The sequence below is a fragment of the Pseudomonas sp. LABIM340 genome (genome assembly GCF_040017195.2).
Lineage (GTDB): Bacteria > Pseudomonadota > Gammaproteobacteria > Pseudomonadales > Pseudomonadaceae > Pseudomonas.
On the sequence record NZ_CM200227.1, the window covers coordinates 5,305,664 to 5,325,091 of the forward strand.

20 protein-coding genes are annotated in these 19,428 nt (G+C 65.9%); 7 read left to right on the forward strand and 13 right to left on the reverse strand.

Annotated elements, in window-relative coordinates:
- Positions 1-30: 30 nt before the first annotated feature.
- Positions 31-1,005: a 2-hydroxyacid dehydrogenase gene (locus ABKS89_RS24390; RefSeq protein WP_138216111.1), complete on the forward strand. Its 975-nt coding sequence runs from the start codon at positions 31-33 to the stop codon at positions 1,003-1,005.
- 102 nt (positions 1,006-1,107) lie between these two features.
- On the opposite strand, the gene ABKS89_RS24395 is transcribed toward ABKS89_RS24390, so the two are convergent.
- Entirely contained in the window at positions 1,108-2,001 is an 894-nt protein-coding gene (locus ABKS89_RS24395) for a DMT family transporter (protein WP_138216110.1), read from the reverse strand.
- A gap of 137 nt (positions 2,002-2,138) precedes the next feature.
- On the opposite strand from ABKS89_RS24395, the gene ABKS89_RS24400 reads away from it, so the two are divergent.
- On the forward strand, positions 2,139-3,014 hold the full coding sequence (locus ABKS89_RS24400; RefSeq protein WP_138216109.1) for a helix-turn-helix domain-containing protein: 876 nt from the start codon (positions 2,139-2,141) through the stop codon (positions 3,012-3,014).
- Between the two features lie 49 nt (positions 3,015-3,063).
- Here the strand turns inward: ABKS89_RS24400 and ABKS89_RS24405 are convergent, their stop codons facing one another.
- From ABKS89_RS24405 to ABKS89_RS24425, 5 genes are all read right to left on the reverse strand, one after another.
- Positions 3,064-3,387 (reverse strand): DUF3325 domain-containing protein, encoded by a 324-nt coding sequence (locus ABKS89_RS24405; RefSeq protein WP_138216108.1) that lies wholly within the window; start codon positions 3,385-3,387, stop codon positions 3,064-3,066.
- Complete coding sequence (locus ABKS89_RS24410) at positions 3,387-4,910, reverse strand: PepSY-associated TM helix domain-containing protein (protein ID WP_138216107.1); 1,524 nt, start codon at positions 4,908-4,910, stop codon at positions 3,387-3,389. The genes ABKS89_RS24405 and ABKS89_RS24410 overlap by 1 nt, the downstream gene beginning before the upstream one ends.
- A complete protein-coding gene (locus ABKS89_RS24415) occupies positions 4,907-5,194 on the reverse strand; it encodes a DUF3649 domain-containing protein (RefSeq protein WP_138216106.1) in 288 nt (95 codons plus the stop codon). Before ABKS89_RS24415 ends, ABKS89_RS24410 begins: the two co-directional genes overlap by 4 nt.
- A 101-nt stretch (positions 5,195-5,295) precedes the next feature.
- Positions 5,296-5,883, reverse strand: a complete 588-nt coding sequence (locus ABKS89_RS24420; RefSeq protein ID WP_138216105.1) for a hypothetical protein — start codon at positions 5,881-5,883, stop codon at positions 5,296-5,298.
- 296 nt (positions 5,884-6,179) lie between these two features.
- The gene (locus ABKS89_RS24425) at positions 6,180-7,577 is read right to left on the reverse strand and encodes an aminotransferase-like domain-containing protein (RefSeq protein WP_348587369.1); all 1,398 of its coding nucleotides are present in this window, start codon (positions 7,575-7,577) and stop codon (positions 6,180-6,182) included.
- A 153-nt stretch (positions 7,578-7,730) separates the two neighbouring features.
- Here ABKS89_RS24425 and ABKS89_RS24430 point away from each other — a divergent pair, with 153 nt between their 5' ends.
- Entirely contained in the window at positions 7,731-8,618 is an 888-nt protein-coding gene (locus ABKS89_RS24430) for a DMT family transporter (protein ID WP_348587370.1), read from the forward strand.
- Positions 8,619-8,708: 90 nt separating this feature from the next.
- Positions 8,709-11,090, forward strand: coding sequence for an SNF2-related protein (locus ABKS89_RS24435; RefSeq protein WP_518300965.1), 2,382 nt, complete (start codon positions 8,709-8,711; stop codon positions 11,088-11,090).
- Between the two features lie 275 nt (positions 11,091-11,365).
- On the opposite strand, the gene ABKS89_RS24440 is transcribed toward ABKS89_RS24435, so the two are convergent.
- From ABKS89_RS24440 to ABKS89_RS24470, 7 genes are all read right to left on the reverse strand, one after another.
- Complete coding sequence (locus ABKS89_RS24440) at positions 11,366-12,151, reverse strand: 3-hydroxybutyrate dehydrogenase (RefSeq protein WP_138216102.1); 786 nt, start codon at positions 12,149-12,151, stop codon at positions 11,366-11,368.
- 42 nt (positions 12,152-12,193) lie between these two features.
- Positions 12,194-12,556, reverse strand: a complete 363-nt coding sequence (locus tag ABKS89_RS24445; protein ID WP_138216101.1) for a YceK/YidQ family lipoprotein — start codon at positions 12,554-12,556, stop codon at positions 12,194-12,196.
- Positions 12,557-12,586: 30 nt separating this feature from the next.
- Positions 12,587-12,946: a YceK/YidQ family lipoprotein gene (locus tag ABKS89_RS24450; protein WP_348587372.1), complete on the reverse strand. Its 360-nt coding sequence runs from the start codon at positions 12,944-12,946 to the stop codon at positions 12,587-12,589.
- A 33-nt stretch (positions 12,947-12,979) separates the two neighbouring features.
- Positions 12,980-14,113 carry an ABC transporter permease gene (locus tag ABKS89_RS24455; RefSeq protein WP_348587373.1) on the reverse strand — a complete coding sequence of 378 codons (1,134 nt, stop codon included), beginning with the start codon at positions 14,111-14,113 and terminating at the stop codon, positions 12,980-12,982.
- Between the two features lie 9 nt (positions 14,114-14,122).
- Complete coding sequence (locus ABKS89_RS24460) at positions 14,123-15,295, reverse strand: ABC transporter permease (protein ID WP_348587374.1); 1,173 nt, start codon at positions 15,293-15,295, stop codon at positions 14,123-14,125.
- Positions 15,277-16,248, reverse strand: a complete 972-nt coding sequence (locus ABKS89_RS24465; RefSeq protein ID WP_138216097.1) for an HlyD family secretion protein — start codon at positions 16,246-16,248, stop codon at positions 15,277-15,279. Before ABKS89_RS24465 ends, ABKS89_RS24460 begins: the two co-directional genes overlap by 19 nt.
- 85 nt (positions 16,249-16,333) lie before the next feature.
- The gene (locus ABKS89_RS24470) at positions 16,334-16,813 is read right to left on the reverse strand and encodes a phosphate-starvation-inducible protein PsiE (protein WP_192291983.1); all 480 of its coding nucleotides are present in this window, start codon (positions 16,811-16,813) and stop codon (positions 16,334-16,336) included.
- Positions 16,814-16,982: 169 nt separating this feature from the next.
- Here ABKS89_RS24470 and ABKS89_RS24475 point away from each other — a divergent pair, with 169 nt between their 5' ends.
- From ABKS89_RS24475 to ABKS89_RS24485, 3 genes are all read left to right on the forward strand, one after another.
- Positions 16,983-17,264, forward strand: a complete 282-nt coding sequence (locus tag ABKS89_RS24475; protein ID WP_138216095.1) for a DUF3509 domain-containing protein — start codon at positions 16,983-16,985, stop codon at positions 17,262-17,264.
- A 269-nt stretch (positions 17,265-17,533) separates the two neighbouring features.
- On the forward strand, positions 17,534-17,800 hold the full coding sequence (locus ABKS89_RS24480) for a YebG family protein (protein WP_017519065.1): 267 nt from the start codon (positions 17,534-17,536) through the stop codon (positions 17,798-17,800).
- Between the two features lie 262 nt (positions 17,801-18,062).
- Positions 18,063-19,427 (forward strand): ABC transporter ATP-binding protein, encoded by a 1,365-nt coding sequence (locus tag ABKS89_RS24485; RefSeq protein ID WP_138216094.1) that lies wholly within the window; start codon positions 18,063-18,065, stop codon positions 19,425-19,427.
- The last annotated feature ends 1 nt before the right edge of the window (position 19,428 follow it).

The window sequence follows — 19,428 nt, forward strand, 5'->3', positions numbered from 1 at the left end:
GCCCCCTCCGCCCCCTGCCGTCCGAGAGCCATGAAAAAGAACGTCTTCGTCTTCAGCCGCCTTGCCGCGGAACACCTCGACCGCCTGCGCAGTCAGTTCAACGTCACCGTGCTCGACCCCAAGCTGGGCGACGTCGATGCACAGCTGGCCGCCGCGCTGCCGACCACCCACGGCATGATCGGCGTCGGCCGCCCGCTGGGCGAGAAGCAGCTGGCCCAGGCCACGCAGCTGGAAGTCATCTCCAGCGTCTCGGTCGGCTACGACAACTATGACCTGAACTACCTGAACCAGCGCGGCATCCCGCTGACCAACACCCCGGACGTGCTGACCGAAACCACCGCCGATCTCGGCTTCGCCCTGATCATGGCCGCCGCCCGGCGCACCGCCGAACTGGACGCCTGGACCAAGGCCGGGCAGTGGAAGCGCACTGTGGACGCCCAGCACTTCGGCGTCGACGTACACGGCAAGAAGCTCGGCATCCTCGGCATGGGCCGTATCGGTGCGGCCATCGCCCGCCGTGGCCGCTTCGGCTTCAACATGGACATCCTCTACCACGGCAACAGCCGCAAGCCCGAGCTGGAACAGGAATTCGGCGCGCGCTTCTGCGGCTTCGAGGAACTGCTGGGCGAGGCGGATTTCGTCTGCGTGGTGGTGCCGCTGTCGGACAAGACCCGCAAGCTGATCGGCAAGCGCGAGCTGGAGCTGATGAAGCCTACCGGCATCCTGGTGAACATCGCCCGCGGCCAGGTGATCGACGAAGCCGCGCTGGTGGAAGCGCTGCAGGAGAAACGCATCCTCGCCGCCGGCCTGGACGTCTACGAGAAGGAGCCGCTGGCCGAATCGCCGCTGTTCGCCCTGCCCAACGCCGTGACCCTGCCGCACATCGGCTCGGCCACCCACGAAACCCGCCAGGCCATGGCCGAGTGCGCGCTGGACAACTTCGAAGCCGCCCTGCGTGGCGAGCGGCCGAAGAACCTGGTCAACCCGCAGACCTGGAAGGCCTGATGCGCTTTTCGTAGGGCGCATAACCTGGAACAGGTTATCCGCCGACACCTCGGCGGCGGATAACGCTGGCGCGTTATTCGCCCTACCAAGCTACGAGGAACGTCAGGCCTGTGCCGGCTGCAGCACCGGCCTGGGCTTGCGGAACACCAGCACGTTGCCGACCATCACCAGCCCCAGCCCGGCCAGCGCTGGCAGGCTCCACTGGTATCCCTCGGCGAAGGCCGAGACGTTCAGCGCCACCACCGGGAACAGTACGGTGCAGTAGGCCGCACGCTCCGGCCCCATGCGCCCGACCAGCGTCAGGTAGGCGGTGAAGCCGATCACCGAACCGGGAATCGCCAGGTACAGCAGCGACCAGACGTACTGCGGGCTGCTGTCGAAAGTCAGCGGCACGCCCTGTACCAGACAGATCGCCAGCAGGATCAGCGAGCCATAGAGCATGCCCCAGGCGTTGGTCGACAGCGGCCGCAGCCCGGCCTTCTGTTGCAGGCTCGACAGCAGGTTGCCCGCCGAGAAACACAGCGTGCCGAGCAGCGCCAACCCCAGGCCGTAGAAGGTCTCCCGCGTGGCCTGATGCCCGGACAGCTCCGGCCAGAACAGCAGCGCCAGACCCGCCAGCCCGAACGCTCCACCCCCCATCACGTTGGGCGCAATCCGCTGACCGAAGAAAACCCGCGCATTCAGCGCGTTCCAAAGCGTCGCGGTGGAGAACACTACGGCGACCAGCCCGCTGGGGATCCACTGGCTGGCGGTGTAGAAGCACAGGAAGTTCACGCAGAACAGGCACAGTCCCTGGGCGAAGCAGATCGCCTGCCCACGCCGTCCCAGCGGCTGCAACCGCCGCGAAACCAGCAGCAGGGCAAACAGCACCAGCGCCGCCAGACTGAAGCGGTAGGCGATGGACAGCGGAATGGCGACCACGCCAACCTGCAGCTTGATGGCGATCCAGGTCGTGCCCCAGATGAGCACGGTGAGCAGGTAGAGCGAGAGGTTCATGGCGGTCTCCGAAAATCCTACGGAAACAGTCTCCCGCCCGCCCTCGGCGCCGGCTTGCAGATTCTTGCGCTTATTGCGACAACCGGGCTGGCAAGGCGCGCCCGCGCGGGTAGAGTGAAGGCAACAGAGGAACACCCATGTCAGCCATTTCGCAGCTCGAAGTTTTCCAGTCGATGAACGCCTCGCCCAACGCCCGCCTGGAGCGTTGCGCCGAGCTGGGCGACGGGCTGTCCGCTGCGATCTGGAGCAACAGCCACGACGCCCGCGACTACCACGCGCCGAGCCACCACACGCTGTCCTGCTACCTCAACGACGGCACCGGCACCTTCCGCCGCGGCGCGCCCGGCGCCACTGGCGCGCCGGACAAGCTCTGCGTGATGCCGGCCGGCGCCGAGTCGGCCTGGATCGTCAACGGCGACATCCGCCTGGCGCACCTCTACATCGGCCAGGAGCAGTTCTCGCTCGGCTGCATCCGTCTGCTCGATCGCGAGCCGCGCGAACTGCAACTCCACGAACGCACCTTCCTCGACGACCCGCAGCAGGCCGCACGCTTTCGCCAACTGGTGAAACTCGACTGGCACGAGCCCGGCGAGCGCATCCGCACCAGCACGCTGGCCCATGACCTGATCGATCACCTGCTGCTGAACCAGGTGGGCATGCGCGAAGGCCTGAAGCTCAAGGGCGGACTGGCGCCGACCATGCGCCGGCGCGTGGCCGACTACATCGAGCAGCGCCTCGACCAGCCGCTGTCGCTGGGCGAGTTGGCGATGCAGACGGCGCTGTCGGAATACCACTTCGCGCGGATGTTCCGCGAAAGCTTCGGTATGCCGCCGCACCAGTACGTCCTGGCCCGCCGCGTGGCCCTGGCGCAGCGCCTGCTGCGCGACACCCGCCAGCCGCTGAGCCAGGTCGCCCTGGCCTGCGGGTTCTCCAGTGCCAGCCATTTCGCGAACCGCTTCAGGTCAGTGGTAGGCGGGACGCCGGGGGAATACCGGCAGGCGTTCGAGGAATAGCGATTCGGCCATGTACCTGCCGGTACAGGGTTCGCGGGCAAGGCCGGCGTCAGCCCAGCACCGCCAGCACGCCACCGATCACCGGCATCGCCGCCGCCGTCGGCAACGCCCAGCGCGGCCGCCAGGCCAACAGCAGGACCAGCACAGCACAGGCAATCATCAGCAGGCACGCCCAGTAGACGATGCCCAGTTCGATGCCGATGCGGTGAATCGAGTACGCCAGCGCCAGCGCACCATCCACCAGCGCAGCGACTCGCAGCAGACGCACACGCGACGGCGAGGGCGCGCTGCCGAACAGATCGCGATGATGTCGGGACAGAGACAGACAGGCCGCCGCCAGCGCCAGCAGGTTGAGACCGAACACCAGCAGCATCAGGCGTACTCCTCGTTACGGACGCGGCGCGCGCGAGCTGGCTCGGCACGCTCCTGTCCCGGGCGCCAGCAGAGGAAGGCGCAGAGACCGCCGATCAGCAGCAAGCCGAAATCGATGCCGACCATCATCCAGTCGCCATTGGCGACATGCGTCGTCACCCGGCCCGGCTCGGGGCCGAACAGGCTCAGCAGCGGCAGCAGCAGCGCCAGCGCCGCCAGCGCGACGAACTGCTCGCGGGCCATGACGCGGCTGCCACGGCGCAGCAGCGCGTGGGCCAGCGCCAGCAGCCAGATCACCACGAAGGCCGTGGCTTCCCAACGGGTGCGCTGGAGCAGCTCCGCCGGCAACAGACGCGACGCCGCCAGCAGACCCAGGGAAGCAATCGGCAGACCGCCGCAGACCGCGCCGTTGAGTGTTCGTACCAGCGCTACACCACGGTGGCCGCGCGTTTCACGCTTGCTGACCCAGACCTGCAGGCCGCCGAACACCATCACGCAGCCCACCAGGCCGAGGACGAAATACATCACCCGCAACAGGTCGTTGCCGAACTGCGCCATGTGCAGGCCGGTCAGCCAGGCGTAGGTCTTGTAGCCCGGCTTGTAGGGCTTCTGCACATGCAGCAGTGCGCCGCTGCCGGAGTCGAAGGAGACGGTGCGCTGGTCGTTGACCATGCTCTTGTCCACCGCCTTGCGGATCTGCACCATCGCCGCGGCGTCGCCGGGATTCTCGATGTTGATCCAGCCGACCTGGCTGTCATCGCCCCAGGCCTCGCGGGCCTTGAGGATCATGTTGTCGATGGACTTGGTCGCCTTGGCCGGCTTGCCCAGCGCCTCACGGTCGAAGGCGCCCTGCACGTCATGGAAGAAGTGCTCCATGTCGTTCTTGTAGGCCACCTTGATGCCGGCGGTCATATAGAAGGTGATGAAGATCGCCAGGCCCGTGTAGGCCATCAGCAGGTGGAACGGCAGGCCGAGGACGCCCAGCACGTTGTGAGCGTCCAGCCAGGCGCGTTGCTTCGCCGCCTTCGGCCGCAGGGTGAAGAAGTCCTTGAAGATGCGCCGATGGACGATCACCCCGCTGACCAGCGCCACCAGCATGAACACGCCGGCCACGCCGACCACGTAGAGGCCGAGGATGCCACCGTGCAGTTCGTAATGCAGTTCGAGGAAGAAGTTGCCGCCGACAGTCTTGGGCAGCACCTCGCCGCTCTGGGCATCCACCAGGAAGGACTGGAACTCGCTGAAGTCCGCCGGCTCCCAACCCGCCGTCCAGTAGGGCATGCGCTCGGTAGGCGGGTGCATCCAGTAACCGTGGGCCTTCGGCGCGCGCTCGACAATCAGCTCACGCACCTGGTCTGCGCCCACCTTGACCTGCTCCAGCTTGTGCAGCTGCGGGGTCATCCAGCGGGTGAGTTCCTTGTCGAACACCGCGACGGTGCCGGAGAACAGCACGACGAAGAGAATCCAGCTGACCAGCAGCCCGGCCCAGGTGTGCAGGCCGGACATCGATTGGCGCAGGCTCATGGGCGCACTCCGTAGCCGGTCGGCAGGAAGGCCGCGACGCCGAGCACGACACTCATCGCCACCGGGAGCCAGACCGCACGCCAGGGGCTTTTCGCGCCGAAGGCGTAGATGATCGCAGCGACCCACACAATGAAGCAGGCGAGACTCGACAGCGACACGCGATCCGGTCGCGACATCGGCAGGTAGACGCTGAGGAAGGCGGTAGCGGTGTAGGCCAGGGCATAGCCGCCGACCACGGCACTGAGGATGCGGGCGACAACGGCGCCAGACTGGGTTCCGGTCATGCGGCAAGTCTCGACGGGATACGGGCAAAGCGGCCCAGGTTATTCCCAGGCACGCGATTGAAAAGCGGAATTATATGATATTAATTCTCAATTGAAAGGACTCAACAGCGTCGTTTGTGAGTATCTGTGTCGGAAATTCGCTGAACGGCATAGGTAGCGGTCACGTCCATGGCGCGCACCAGCCTGCTCATCACTATGTCGGCTTCGGCCATGACACGAGGCGGCGGCTGCTCGTGGAGGATTCGGGATGCGCCAGGGGTCAGTTCGACGGCGGCCACCACCGTGCCCTTGCCGAAGAGGTATTCGTAGATCAGCAGGTAGTCCGCGCCCGGCAGGTCCTTGTACTCCGCTACACGTCGCAGCACGTTGAGCGCACCGACTATCCAGTCCCGGCTGTCGCGGAACTCCAGCACGCCCAGGCTCCAGGTCTGGGTCCAGTCATCGTAATGATTCCAGGCCGGCGAGCGCAGGTGCTGACTCCAGCCAGCCACCCAGCCCGCCGCCGTCGTTCCCTGACCCAGCTCACACAGTTCGCTCCACGTCAGACCACCGCGGCGCTGTGGATTGCGATCCAGCCACTCATCCAGGTCCTCGAAACCCGCAGCGGACCCTGCCTCCTGACGCAGGAAATCTTCCAGCCTTGCCCGGCTGATGGCGACATTCAGGTACAGCTGGCACGGCTCGGCCATGGAGTGTCCTCTTCTTATGATCCAACGATTCACCTCGAATGACTAATCGCGAGCCTGAGGTGCTGAATCGATAATCCTAGAGGTTTGGCCTGTTTGCGGTTCGCCGTACCTTTTCGACCGTGAGGTGGTATTTTTCGGATCTTGCTGTACACCCGTTCAACTTTCCGCAGGCATTTCAGTCAGTCCAAGGCTGACTGCCCTTCCCCTCCCCCTTTTCTGCCGGCTCCAGGAGAGGGAAACGCTCTGGATTCCCGTGCAGAAAAGGAATAGCCGACCAGTTCTGAGCTCGATTTCTGTCAGCGCCCGCCCGCCTGCCCCATGGCCCGTTCCAGCCCCTCGAAGACGCGGGGCGACAGGCACTGGGCGACGTTGAAGCGCAGGTAGCCGGTGGCGCTCTGGCTCAGGCTGAAGACATTGCCGGGCGCCAGCACCAGGTTGTCTGCCAGCGCCGCCCGCGAGACTGCGGCGGCATCCAGCCCACCGGGCAGGCAGGCCCAGACGAACACCCCGCCACGCGGTTCCAGCCAGGGCTGGATATCCAGCGCGCGCAGGCGCAGCAGCGTCTCGCCCATGGCGTCGGCCAGGCGCCCGCGCAGGCTGTCCAGATGGCGGCGGTAGCTGCCCTTGCGCAGCAGTTCGTAGAGCATCTCCGCGCTGAACGGGCTGTTGCCGAAGCTGGTGGCCAGCTTCAGGTCCACCAGGCGCTCGCACCATTGCGGCTGGGTGGCGATGTAGCCGCAGCGCACCGAGGCCGACAGCGTCTTGGAGAAGCTGCCGACCTGGATCACCCGTTCCAGCCCGTCGAAGGCCGACAGGCGCGGCGCGCTCTCGTGCTCGAAGTCGCCGAAGATGTCGTCCTCGACGATCAGCAGGTCATGGGCCTCGGCGAGCTTCAGCAGGCGATGGGCAACCAGAGGCGAAAGCACCGCGCCGGTGGGGTTATGGAAGGCCGAGTTGGTGATGTACAGGCGCGGGCGGTGCTGCTCCAGCAGGCTCGCCATGGCGGTGATGTCCGGCCCGGTCGGCGTGTACGGCACGCCCACCACCTGCACACGGTGCGCGCGCAGCAGGGCCTGGAAGTTGAAGTAGCCGGGATCGTCCACCAGCACGCAGTCGCCCGGCTCCAGCAGGAAGCGGCAGACCAGGTCGATCGCCTGAGTACCGTTGTCGGTAAGTACCACCTGTTGCGGGCCGACCGGCACGCCGTAGTCCGCCAGCCGGCGCGCGAGCTGTTCGCGCAGGCCGGAATGGCCGTAGGGGCGGCCGTATTCCAGCAGGCTCGATTGCGGCGCACGGGCGATCTGCCGCAGCGCACGGCGCAACTCCTCCTCCGGCAGCCAGGACGGCGGCAGCCAGCCGCAACCGGGCTTGAGCGAGGTGTCCGCGGCCTCCAGCGACTGCCTGGAAATCCACAGCGGATCGATGCTGCGGTCCAGCGCCGGGCCGACGTCCGCCAGGGACAGCGGCGGCGCATGGCCAGCGACATAGAAGCCAGAACCCCGGCGCGCGGCGATCACGCCGTCGGCGGCCAGTCGGTCATAGGCTTCGACGACGGTGGTCTTGGACACTTCCAGCTGCTCGGCCAGCTGACGTATCGACGGCAACCGTTCACCGGGAACCAGCACCCGCGCAGCCAGGCGCTCGCGTACGTGGTGCATCACCGAATCTACCCGCGTGCTCTTTGGTCTGCCCATGCCGCCCTCGCCTGCCCCTGGATAACCTGCCCCTGGATAAGGTGTACCGAGATAATTTACGGACAGTTTGCGCAAATTGTACCCTTCTGTCACTGGCCGCCCGGCGGCTCCGCGCGCAATCTGCAAGCTCGCTCTCCTGCCGGAAGACCCACCATGAACAACACCCACACTCTGACCACGAACAGCAACCTCGGCGGCTGGCTCAGTGGCTTCCTCGGCGTACTCATCTTCAGCGGTTCACTGCCGGCGACGCGGGTAGCAGTGGCTGACTTCGACCCGACCTTCCTCACCCTCGCCCGCGCCAGCATTGCCGGCCTGCTGGCGGCGGCGATCCTCATCGTGCTGCGGCAGAAGCTGCCGGCGCGCAGGGACCTGATCCCCCTGCTGGTGGTCGCCAGCGGGGTGGTGGTGGGCTTCCCACTGCTCACCGCGCTGGCGCTCAAGCACGTCAATTCGGCCCACGCCATCGTCTTCGTCGGCCTGCTGCCACTGGCCACCGCGCTGTTCGGCGTGGTGCGCGCCGGGGAACAGCCGCGCCCGGCGTTCTGGATCTGCTCGCTGCTGGGCAGCGCCGTGGTCGCCGGCTACGCCCTGTCGCAAAGCAGCGCGGGCAACTTCACCGGCGACCTGCTGATGCTCGCCGCCGTGGCGGTCTGCGGCCTGGGCTACGCCGAAGGCGGACGCATCGCGCGCCACCTGGGAAGCTGGCAGGTGATCTGCTGGGTGCTGGTGCTGTCCCTGCCGCTGATGCTGCCGCTGGCCTGGTACACCCAGCCGGAGACCTTCACCGGCGCCAGCTGGCCGGCCTGGATCAGCCTGGGCTACGTGTCGCTGTTCAGCATGCTGATCGGCTTCTTCTTCTGGTACCACGGCCTGGCCACGGGCGGCATCGCCGCGGTCGGCCAGCTGCAACTGCTGCAGCCGTTCTTCGGCCTGGCGCTGGCCGGTCTGCTGCTGCACGAGCAGATCAGCCCGCTGATGGCCGGCGCCACCGTCGCCGTCGTGCTGTGCGTAGCGGGGGCGAAACGCTTCGCCCGCTGACCGCCGGTTTCCTTCCGCGTCCCGCCCGAGAAAAATCGCGGTATCATCGGGCGTTTGCGTACTCGGCTGGACTGCCGGAAGGAAACTCGGATGAAGCCACCCGCCGAATCTCCACTGCCCGCCGTGGAGCGCGACGAACTCGCGCCCCGGCCACGGCTGACCCTGGGCAGCCACGTGCACAGCGGCTTCGACCTGCGCAGCGGGCGCATGCAGAACATCTCCCGGCACCGCGCCGCGCTGGCATTCCTGTATGGCGACATGCCCGTCTCGGGCAGCGTCACTCCACGCTTGGGCCGCGAGATCCGGGTGTTCCGCGATGACCAGATCGTCCGCGTCAGCCGCGAGCTGGAGCTGGAGCACGCCTGGCGCCTGGATCTGCGCGAACTGGGCTTCAAGCCGGCGATGCGCCGCAGCGACGCGCTGGAAGACAGCGCCGGGGAAATGTTCGAACTGCCCGACGACAGCGCCTGGCAGGAGTTCATGCGCGAAGGCCTGCCACAACTGCGCGAACAGGGCTGGGAAATCGATATCCGCCCCGAATTCGTCTTCGACCTCACGCCAGTGGAGAGCTGGTACGCCGAGATCGAGGAAACCGACGACCGCCAGTGGTTCGACCTGGAACTGGGCATCGAAGTGGAAGGCCGGCGCATCAGCCTCCTGCCCGCGCTGATCGAACTGATCCGGCGCATGCCGGCACTGCTCGACCCGGTCGCCCTCGCCCGCCACGCCGACGATGAACAACTGGTGCTGCGCCTGGATGCCGGGCGCAGCCCGGTTCACACCTGGCAGACCGCCTCCGACCGTCCGCTACGCGTTTCGCTGCCGTTCGGCAAGCTCAAGCCGATGCTGGGCACGCTGTCGGAGTTCTACATCGGTGAGCAGCCGCCAGTACGCCGCCTGCGCATGGGCGCTCCGGACGCCGCGCGCCTGACTGAGCTGGAAGAATTACCGCTGACCTGGCAGGGCGGCGAGCAACTGCGCGAGATCGCCCACCGCCTGCGCGACTACCGCGCCCAGCCGGCGCAGATTCCCGCCGGCCTCAATGCCGAGCTGCGCGGCTATCAGCACGAAGGCTTGAGCTGGATGCAGACCCTGCGCGAAGTCGACGCCAGCGGCATCCTCGCCGACGACATGGGCCTGGGCAAGACGCTGCAGTCCCTCGCCCACGTGCTGCTGGAAAAGCAGGCCGGGCGCCTGACCAGCCCAGCGCTGGTGATCATGCCCACCAGCCTGATCCCCAACTGGCTGGACGAGGCAGAGCGCTTCACTCCCGACCTGCGCGTGCTCGCCCTGCACGGCGCCGGGCGGCGCAAGGCGTTCGCTAAGATCGCCGAGCACGACCTGATCCTCACCACCTACGCCCTGCTGCCGCGCGATGCCGAGAAGCTCGCCCAGCACGAGTATCACCTGCTGATCCTCGACGAGGCGCAGAACATCAAGAACGCCACCACCAAGGCCGCCCAGGCCGCACGCCACCTGAGGGCGCGCCACCGGCTGTGCCTGACCGGCACGCCGCTGGAGAATCACCTGGGCGAACTGTGGTCGCTGTTCCACTTCCTGCTGCCGGGCTGGCTTGGCGATGCGCGGCAGTTCGCCGTGGACTACCGCACGCCCATCGAGCGCCACGGCGACCAGGGCCGCCTGGCGCACCTGGCCGCGCGCATCCGTCCCTTCCTGCTGCGTCGCACCAAGGAACAGGTGGCCTCGGAACTGCCGCCCAAGAGCGAGTTCATCCAGCACATCGAGCTCAGCGAAGCTCAACGCGACCTCTACGAGACCGTGCGACTGGCGCTGGACCGCAAGGTACGCGACGAGATTGCCCGGCGTGGTCTGGCGCGCAGCCGGATCATCATCCTCGAGGCGCTGCTCAAGCTGCGCCAGGTCTGCTGCGACATCCGTCTGGTGAACAAGGAAGCGCCGCCGCCCACCGGCAAGTCCGCACGCGCGGTGACCTCGGGCAAGCTGGTCTACCTGCTCGACATGCTCGAAGAGCTGCTCTCCGAAGGCCGCCGGGTGCTGGTGTTCTCGCAGTTCACCTCGATGCTCGCGCTGATCGGCGATGCGCTGGCCGAGCGCAACCTGGAGTACGCCCTGCTCACCGGTGACACCCGCGACCGCCGCGCACCGGTGAAGGATTTCCAGGAAGGCCGCGTGCCGCTGTTTCTGATCAGCCTGAAGGCCGGTGGCGTAGGCCTGAACCTCACCGCCGCCGACACCGTGATCCACTACGACCCCTGGTGGAACCCGGCCGCCGAGAACCAGGCCAGCGACCGCGCCTACCGCATCGGCCAGGACAAGCCAGTGTTCGTCTACAAACTGATCGCCCGTGGCACGGTGGAAGAGAAAATCCAGCTACTGCAGCGCGACAAGGCCGCGCTGGCCGCCGGCATCCTCGACGGCTCGGGCAGCGACTGGCAGCTGGACGACGCGGATATCGACGCGCTGTTCGCGCCGCTGCCGAAGGCGGTCTGACCCGTCGCGCATCCCTGTGGGAGCAGACCATGCCGGCGACTTTCGTCCCAGGCAATCTCCTACAGTGAAGAACCTCCTGACACCACGAAGGGGAAATCCACTACATCGCCGAGCACTGGCATGTAGGAATCTACACCTGCGCCGACGCAACGAGCCCGGACCCGGCAGAGGCAGACGCCCCGGGCAAACCAGGGCTCCAGCCGGCGCAAGCAAGTCGACCCAATGACCCCGCTCGTCCCCTTACGAGACGGGGTCATTGTCCTTGCGCCGCCTCGTCAACGCATCCCCCAGCCATGGCTGACCAGCACCGACTGCCCGGTGAGCGCGGCCGAGGGGAAACCGGCCAGGAACAGCACCGTCTGCGCCACGTCCTCCACGGTGGTGAACTCCCCATCCACCGTCCCTCCGAGCATCACCTGCTTCACCACCGCCTCTTCGCTGATGCCCAACTCCTTCGCCTGCTCGGGAATCTGCTTTTCCACCAGTGGCGTGCGCACGAAGCCGGGACATACCACATGGGAGCGCACGCCGTGTGGCCCACCTTCCTTCGCCAGGGTGCGGGCCAAGCCGAGCAGGCCGTGCTTGGCGGTGACGTAGGCGGATTTGAGCGGTGAGGCTTCGTGGGAGTGCACCGAGCCCATGTAGATCACCACGCCGCCGCGCCCGGCCGGGTACATGTGTCGCAGCGCCGCGCGGGTGGTAAGGAAGGCGCCGTCGAGATGGATAGCGAGCATCTTCTTCCAGTCGGCGAAGGCATAGTCCTGCAGTGGGTTGACGATCTGGATGCCGGCGTTGGAGACCAGGATGTCGAGCCCGCCGAAGGTGGCGACTACCCGCTCGATGCCGCTGTCCACGGCCTGTTCATCGGTCACGTCCATGGCCACCGCCAGCGCCTTGCCGCCGGCTGCTTCGATCTCGGCCACCACGCGCTGGGCGGCATCCTGCTGCAGGTCGGCGATGGCCACTGCGGCGCCGGCCTGCGCCAGGGTCAGGGCGATCTGTTTGCCGATGCCGCTGGCCGCGCCGGTGACCACTGCGACCTTGCCGTTCAATGCGTTCATCAGAGAGCTCCCGGGGAAGTTGGAACTCTCACTCTAGACGGGTCAGTCGCGGGTCAGCTCGATACTGCCATCGCGTTGCTGCCGGTAGATCGTGTAAGGCAGCGCCATCGTATCGGTGGCAGCGGAAAGCAGACCGTCGAACAGCGGCCAGTAGAGCCCCTGGGGCGAATCGGGAAGCGGTGGCGATAGCCCGGCACTGCGCTGATAGCTGCCGCCCGGATCACCGTGCAAAGCGCAGAAGTTGTAGGCGACACCACTGTAGATACGGGGGATCTCGGTGCAGTAGGTCCTGCCCAGTTTCAGATCGCGCACGCTCTCGTGCGCTTCACTGTCCAGCGTCCGGACTGACCCGCACCCGGTAACTCCAGCGGTGACTATCAGCACCGCGAACAGACGACTCAGCATTGATCATCTCCCTTGAAGTTCGGATTCCGCTCAGTCACGGCGCAGCTCGATGCTGCCGTCGCGACTCTGTCGATACAGGGTGTAGGGCAAGGCGAGGGTGTCGACTACACCGGAAAAGGCCATGTCCAGCACAGGCAGGATTGGCGGGCCGAAGGTGTAGTTGGCCGGTGTGGAGGGCGACGTCTGGCCGGTGTCGGTCGGGGGTTCGCCATACAGCTGGCAGGCATCCCAGACCACGCCGCCATACACGCGCGGAATGGCGCCGCAATAGGTCCCTTTGAGTCTCAGGTCGCTGGCATCCATCACCTCGCCGCTGCGCAGCGTGTGGTAGGACCCGCAACCGCTGAGCATCGCGGCAACGAGCAGCAGCCAGGAACGGAACATCGTCATATCGAAACTCCTTCTCGATAGCGAAACGACAGCTTACCAGCCCTTGAGCTGGTCCCAGCGCCAATTGCGGTACTGGTAGATCAATGTCCCCAAGAGTCCATAGGCTGCGGCCATGGCGAAAAGAATGAGGATGCGGTCAGCAACGGCGGAAAGCGGAAGATTCATCTGGTTCATTTCCACCACGGCGCGGATCGCCCACGTGGAAGGGATCGCGTCGGCCAGCAACTGCACCCACTGCGGCATGGCCTGGGGCGGCCAGGTGAAGCCGGCCATGTAGAACAACGGCAGGGTGATGAAGGTCATGGTCAGGTACACCGCCTCTTCCGAGGGCAGCAGCTCGGCGATGAACTCGCTCATGGCGATCACCGCCAGCAGGAACGGCAGCACCAGGCCCATCAGCATGAAGAACGAGGCCGTCTGCCGGTAGCCCATGATCCACGGCCAGATCACATAGAAGAGCATCGCCAGCACCGTCCAGATCAGCAGTTGCGCGGCGTAGCGGCCGAAGCGCGTGGAGGTCGGCTGGCGCAGCGAGCGCGGAGTGCCGCCGCGCAGGTTGAGGTTCACCCGCGTGCAGGAGAGCAGCAGGCTGTGCTGCAGGATCAGCGTCACCAACCCCGGCAGGACGATGGCGGCGAAGCTGGTGCCGGGGTTGAACAGGTCGGTCAGCTGGCCGATGGCCGGCTGCAGCAGGACGTTCGCCTGCACCTCGGAGAAGCCGCCGCGCATCAGCCGCTCCCGGTTGTAGCGCAGCGACAGCTCGCTGTAAGTGGCGCTGATGTCCTGCTGGATCTGCCCGTTGGCCATGCGGTTAGTGGCGTCGCCGAAGATCGGCACGGTCACCGCCTCGCCGCACAGCACGCGCTTCTCGAAGTCCAGCGGGATCACCACGATGGCGAACAGCTTGCGCCAGGCCAGATCGTGCTGGGCCTCGGGCAACTGGTCGTAACCCACGGTGGCGATCTTCGGCGCGGCATCCAGCTGGCGCACCAGCTCGCGGGACACCGCGCTTTGGTCCATGTCGATCACCGCCACTGGCAGGTCGTCCATGGTGCGATGGGCGTAGGGCAACGTAGTCAACGCCACGGACAGCACCATCAGCAACCACATCGGCTTGCCGAGCATGCCGCTCAGGGATTCGCGGAAGACCTTCCAGAAATTCTCCATGGCGGCTCCTTACGCCGGGCTCAGGTCGAGGCGCCGGCGCAGGCGCATCTTGGCGATCATGTAGGCAATCAGCGGGTAGAGCAGCAGCTTGCAGCAAGTGTAGAGCCCGGACTCGGCCGGCGCCCGGCGCAGGAACTGGTCGAACAGGCCGTGCAGGGTATGGGTCAGCGGCTCGGCTTCGGAGATGATCCGGGCAATTTGCGGCATCGCCAGTTCCGGCAGCAGCACGCCGGAATAGGTCTGTGCCACGCCGATCAGCAGGCCGATCAGGGAATAGGCGCTGTAGCGGTTGGCGGTGAAGATGAACAACATCAGCCCGACACTCTGTGCCGCCGCCACGTAGCAGATGGTGATCGCCAGCATCCACCAGGAGTTGCCGTTGATCCGCGCGCCATTGAGCTCAACCAGCAGGAACAGCTCGACCATCAGCAGCGTGCTGAACAGCAGCGTGTAGGGCGCCAGCTTGCCCAGCAACCGCACACCGAGTGCCTGGGCGCGCAGGATGTGCGGCGACGACGCGCGCAGCTCCGGCGCTTCGCGCGCCAGCACATGCACGGTGGCGACGATCACGAACAGTTGCAGCAGGTGCACGATGGCGGCGAACTGCTGGAAGTAGATGTAGTTGCCGCTGGCGTTGAACAGGCTTTCGTAGGACACGCTGATGCTGGCCAGTGCGGGCATCGCGCGGTCCATGCCGGTGGCCAGGCGCGGGCGCAGTTCGGCGTTGACCGAACTCATCAGGCCGCTGAAATCCTGGGTCGAGTAGAAGCCGGCGGAATAGAACAGCGAGTTGTAGTACAGCTCGGCCACCGGCTGGCGGCCGGACAACGCGTCCGCCTCAAAGTCACGCGGGATGTAGAGCAACGCGTAGTCATCGGCCATGCGCAGGCGGCGCAGGCCCTCCTGCAGACCCCCGCCGAGCACTTCGACCTTGGCGTGGGAGCCGGCATCCAACTCGCGGACGATGCGCCGCGACAGGCTGCTGTGGTCGGCATCGACCACCGCCACCGGCATGTCCAGCAGCGTCCCCGCCTGGTACACGCCGCTGATCACCACGAACAGCAGCAACGGCCAGAGCCAGCCGAGCCAGTGGATGGTCCAGCTGCGCAGGGCGACCCGCGTTTCGCTGCCGAAGGCCTGGGCGAAACGCAGCAGGTTGCGCCTTACTGCTTCCACTGCCACAGCGCGCTCATGCCGGGGCGCAGGCCTTGCACCGGCTGGTCCGGATACAGGCGCACCTCGAAGGTCTTCAGGTCGAAATCGCCGGTGGCGCGGGTGGCGCGCTTGGTGGCGAAATCGCCGAGCGGTGCAATGTAGGCAACCCTGGCTTTCACCTCGGCGCCCTTGAGGGCCGGCACCTGGATCGCCACTTCATCGCCCTTCTTCACATCCGCGAGGATGTCTTCGCGCAGGTTGAACACGAAGTAGCTGTCGGACAGCCGCACCAGCGTCAGCAACGGGCTGTAGGCGTTGACCAGCTCGCCCTGCTCCGCCGGGATCGGCCCGACCTCGCCGTCCACCGGCGCGACCACGTTGAGATCGTCGGTCTGCGCCTGCAGTTCGAGTATCTGGGCGTCAGCCCGGCGCACAGCGGCTTCCAGCGCGCGGCGGCGTTCCTCGCGGTCGCCCTGGGTGCCTTCATCGAGATTGGCCTGGGCCTCGGCGACGCGGTTACGCGCCACGTCGCGACCACGGCGGGACAGGTCCAGCTGCGCCTGGGAGACGAAGCCACGGCCGGCCAGTTCCTCGTTGCGCTGGTACTCCAGCTCGGCATTGCGGAGCTCGGCCTGTGCCTGGGACAGGCTGGCCTGCAGGGCGCGCAGGGTTTCCTCGCGGGTGCCATGCAGGGATTCGTCGAGGTTCGCCTGCACCTGGTTGCGCGCGGCGCGCAGGGAGTCCAGCTGGGCCTGCAGCTCAGGGCTGCTGAGTGAGATCAGCACCTGGCCCTGCTTCACGTCGTCGCCGCGGCGCACATGCAGCACCTCGACCCGGCCCTTGGCCTTGGACGCGACGATGACGTTGGTGGCGTCCGCCTCGCCCTGCAGCAGCAGCGGCTGGGTGTGCAGGCGCAGGTAAAGGGTGACGGCGATGATCACCAGGATCAGCAGGGGTGCGAACAGCTTCCATCCCTTCATGGAGTGGTCTTCTCAGGCAGCGGATGCACCGATGGTAGTGCATCCGCCGCCTGAGCGGCGGCTCTGGATCAACGCCGCCGGGCGATCAGCGCTCGTCGTCGCTGATCAGGTCACGCTCGCTGCCGCGCTGCGGCGAACTCGGCGAGGGGAAGCGCGAGGAAGCGTAACGCACCACCAGGATCGCCAGCGCCAGCAGCAGCAGGGCTACCGAGACCAGGATGATGCCGTCGTCGGGCACGTGGTTGTGCTGGATGTCTGCGATCATCAGGCGGGTCAGCGCGGTCATCGCCACGTAGATCAGGAAGCGCACCGGCATGTGGTTGGTCTTGAAGTAGATGCCGACCATGGCACCCAGTTCGAGGTAGATGAACAGCAACAGGATGTCGTCGATGCTCGCGTGTCCCTTGCTGACCATCTCGCCGAAGGCCACCGCCGCCGACCAGAACACCGTGCCGCCGATGGCGAACAGCGCCAGGTAGTGGAAGCCCTCCACCAGCAGGTTGCCCAGGGACTCGGCACAGCCGTGCATCCGCTCGCTCAGGCGCTCGGCCCAGTTCTGTTTCATTCGTCGGTTCTCCGCAATACAAGGCTTTGTTGGCGTGAAGCCTGCAAGTGCTACGCCATTGATCTTGCGCAGTCATGGCACAGATGGGCTGCGCGAATATGACTGCGAACTTTTTCGGCCAGCCCCGAGTCCATTCAGGGGCATGCCACAAAACAGGCAGGAACGAGTGATGGAAAGTCCCTTTCAGAAGCTGACCGACGCCTTCCAGGACCAATACCGCGTCAATTTCAGCCTTGAACGGCCAGACGGCAGTATTGTCCTGACCCTCTCCACCGAGGCAGGCGTCGCCGCGCGCCGGCTGATCCGCAATACCCAGCTGCAGGACCCGGAACAGCTACAGCGCTTCATCCAGAGCATCCGCTTCGGCATCGCCATCGAGCAAGGCGGCACGGCGCCGCAGCTGCTGGCTGCCATGACGCGCGGCGAAAACGGCCTGCCGATCGCGTCCTGACGCACCTGTCTGCAATAAATCCTTCCTACAGAGCCATCTGACTGACGATTCATTGCGCCAGTCACGTGGCTGCGCTGCGCGCGCCGACGGGGCGCGCGCACTGCTTTGGGCCACCGCCAATACTGGCCATCTACAGGCACATCCCTATCCTGCGACTACGCTGCTGGCAACGATTCGCATAGCGGCAGTAGCATTGCGCGATCACTTTACTGTATAAATAAACAGTAATTTCGAACTCCCCAATCAAAGAGAAGGCACAGAGGTGATGAATGGCCGTCGAAGTGGTGTACCGCAGCAGCCGCGATCCGGAGCGCCTGTTCATGGATAAGGCAGAAGCCGACCGGCACGACAAGATGCTGGAGCTGGCGGAAACGCTGGCCGACGTGCTGCAGAAGGCGGTGCCTTCGCTGAAGGAGGATCAGGTCGAGGAGATCGGTATCTTCATGGCCAGGAACCGCGACGCCTTCGCCCGCGCCTTCAAGAACCAGCCCGATGCGCTGAGCGAGATCTTCAGCGAGCCTGCGGCCGAGGAATGAGCCGGCGAGCAAGCCGCTCGGACCCGGGCGATGGCGATGTGCGAGGCCGCATCGATCATCGCCCCGCCCGCCGCTTCATCTCCCGACTGACGGGGACCGCCGGCACCTGAAGGCGGCTTGTCCGGGTACTGGCCCTGATGCCAGAATGCGCTAAGAAAATTCCTATAAGATTCTTAACGCACCGTGCACCGGGAACTGTCGGCGCGCCGGCCTTGCCGGAGCGCAGATGTCCGCCGCGTGGTCGTGATCAGGACGACCGACCATGCATGATGCGCCCGCCGCCGAACTCATCCGCTGCTCAGCCCTGAGCAAGAGTTTCCGGCAATATTCCAAGCCCAGCGATCGCCTCCTCGATGACCTGAGCCATGCCTGGCCCCGCTGGCTTGGTGGCCGGCCACGCAACAGCGCCAACGAATTCCACGCCCTGCGCGGCATCGACCTGACCCTCAATGCCGGTGAGGCCGTTGCTATCATCGGGCGCAACGGCTCGGGCAAATCGACGCTGCTGCAACTCATTGCCGGAACCCTGAGCCCCGGCAGCGGCACCGTCCAGGTGCGCGGCCGGGTCTGCGCCATGCTCGAACTGGGCGTCGGTTTCAATCCCGAGTTCACGGGGGTCGAGAACGTCCGCCTGTATGCAGCCGTGCTCGGCATGAGCGGCGAGGAGATCGAACAGCGGCTGCCCTCGATCATCGCTTTCGCTGAAATCGGCGACTTCGTGGACCAACCGGTGAAGACCTATTCCAGCGGCATGTATGTCCGCCTGGCCTTCGCCGTACTGGCGCACTCCGATCCGGAACTGCTTATCGTCGACGAAGCGTTGTCGGTGGGCGATGCGGCCTTCCAGGCCAAGTGCATGCACTGGTTCCGCGGCTTCCAGGAAGCCGGCGGCAGCCTGCTGCTGGTCAGCCACGATGTGAGCACCGTCCGCGCCATCTGCAGCCGTGCCATCTACCTGGAATCCGGAAGGATCAAGGCAGAAGGCCCCTGCGGCGAAGTCACCGATCTCTACCTGCACGACATCCACCAGACCCAGAACCAGGTGCTGGCGCAACCGGCGGCATATTCCGAGGGAACGGCCCCGAACTGCCAGGTCACCGACGCTGCCTACCTCGCACGCTGCCAGGCTTTCGAACAGCGCTGGATCAGCAGGCGTCAGGGCACCGGCGACAGCCGCGTTCGTCTGGTCGAATTGCTCAACGCCTCCGGCGAGCCGTCCGAACTGTTCCAGTTCGATGCTCCCGCGATCATCCGCATTCATGTCGAGTGTCTGCGCAGCACCGCGGTATCGGTCAACTACAAGGTGCGTGACCGCCATCTGGTCTCGGTGATCGGCGCCGACTTCCTCATCGCCGAGCAACCCCTGCTGACCATGCAGCCCGGCGAGATCCACTGCATCGAATACCGCACCCGGCTGCCGCTGATGCACGGCGACTACAGTCTTCGCCTATCGATCACCGAACCCGTCGACAAGCACGCCCAGGCAGTCTTCCACGACATCGTCGAGGTAGCACTGCCCTTCAAGGTTCTGCCGGCCGATCGTGGCTGGATCTACACCCAGAGCTACCTGCCCAACCAGGTCAGCGTCCGCCAATGGCAGGACCAAACCCAACTCGAGAACGCCTGAC

Bases quoted from the DNA above. Each gene is read 5' to 3' on its own strand.
- ABKS89_RS24390 (WP_138216111.1), top strand. From the start codon at position 31: ATGAAAAAGAACGTCTTCGTCTTCAGCCGCCTTGCCGCGGAACACCTC.
- ABKS89_RS24395 (WP_138216110.1), bottom strand. From the start codon at position 2,001: ATGAACCTCTCGCTCTACCTGCTCACCGTGCTCATCTGGGGCACGACC.
- ABKS89_RS24400 (WP_138216109.1), top strand. From the start codon at position 2,139: ATGTCAGCCATTTCGCAGCTCGAAGTTTTCCAGTCGATGAACGCCTCG.
- ABKS89_RS24405 (WP_138216108.1), bottom strand. From the start codon at position 3,387: ATGCTGCTGGTGTTCGGTCTCAACCTGCTGGCGCTGGCGGCGGCCTGT.
- ABKS89_RS24410 (WP_138216107.1), bottom strand. From the start codon at position 4,910: ATGAGCCTGCGCCAATCGATGTCCGGCCTGCACACCTGGGCCGGGCTG.
- ABKS89_RS24415 (WP_138216106.1), bottom strand. From the start codon at position 5,194: ATGACCGGAACCCAGTCTGGCGCCGTTGTCGCCCGCATCCTCAGTGCC.
- ABKS89_RS24420 (WP_138216105.1), bottom strand. From the start codon at position 5,883: ATGGCCGAGCCGTGCCAGCTGTACCTGAATGTCGCCATCAGCCGGGCA.
- ABKS89_RS24425 (WP_348587369.1), bottom strand. From the start codon at position 7,577: ATGGGCAGACCAAAGAGCACGCGGGTAGATTCGGTGATGCACCACGTA.
- ABKS89_RS24430 (WP_348587370.1), top strand. From the start codon at position 7,731: ATGAACAACACCCACACTCTGACCACGAACAGCAACCTCGGCGGCTGG.
- ABKS89_RS24435 (WP_518300965.1), top strand. From the start codon at position 8,709: ATGAAGCCACCCGCCGAATCTCCACTGCCCGCCGTGGAGCGCGACGAA.
- ABKS89_RS24440 (WP_138216102.1), bottom strand. From the start codon at position 12,151: ATGAACGCATTGAACGGCAAGGTCGCAGTGGTCACCGGCGCGGCCAGC.
- ABKS89_RS24445 (WP_138216101.1), bottom strand. From the start codon at position 12,556: ATGCTGAGTCGTCTGTTCGCGGTGCTGATAGTCACCGCTGGAGTTACC.
- ABKS89_RS24450 (WP_348587372.1), bottom strand. From the start codon at position 12,946: ATGACGATGTTCCGTTCCTGGCTGCTGCTCGTTGCCGCGATGCTCAGC.
- ABKS89_RS24455 (WP_348587373.1), bottom strand. From the start codon at position 14,113: ATGGAGAATTTCTGGAAGGTCTTCCGCGAATCCCTGAGCGGCATGCTC.
- ABKS89_RS24465 (WP_138216097.1), bottom strand. From the start codon at position 16,248: ATGAAGGGATGGAAGCTGTTCGCACCCCTGCTGATCCTGGTGATCATC.
- ABKS89_RS24470 (WP_192291983.1), bottom strand. From the start codon at position 16,813: ATGAAACAGAACTGGGCCGAGCGCCTGAGCGAGCGGATGCACGGCTGT.
- ABKS89_RS24475 (WP_138216095.1), top strand. From the start codon at position 16,983: ATGGAAAGTCCCTTTCAGAAGCTGACCGACGCCTTCCAGGACCAATAC.
- ABKS89_RS24480 (WP_017519065.1), top strand. From the start codon at position 17,534: ATGGCCGTCGAAGTGGTGTACCGCAGCAGCCGCGATCCGGAGCGCCTG.
- ABKS89_RS24485 (WP_138216094.1), top strand. From the start codon at position 18,063: ATGCATGATGCGCCCGCCGCCGAACTCATCCGCTGCTCAGCCCTGAGC.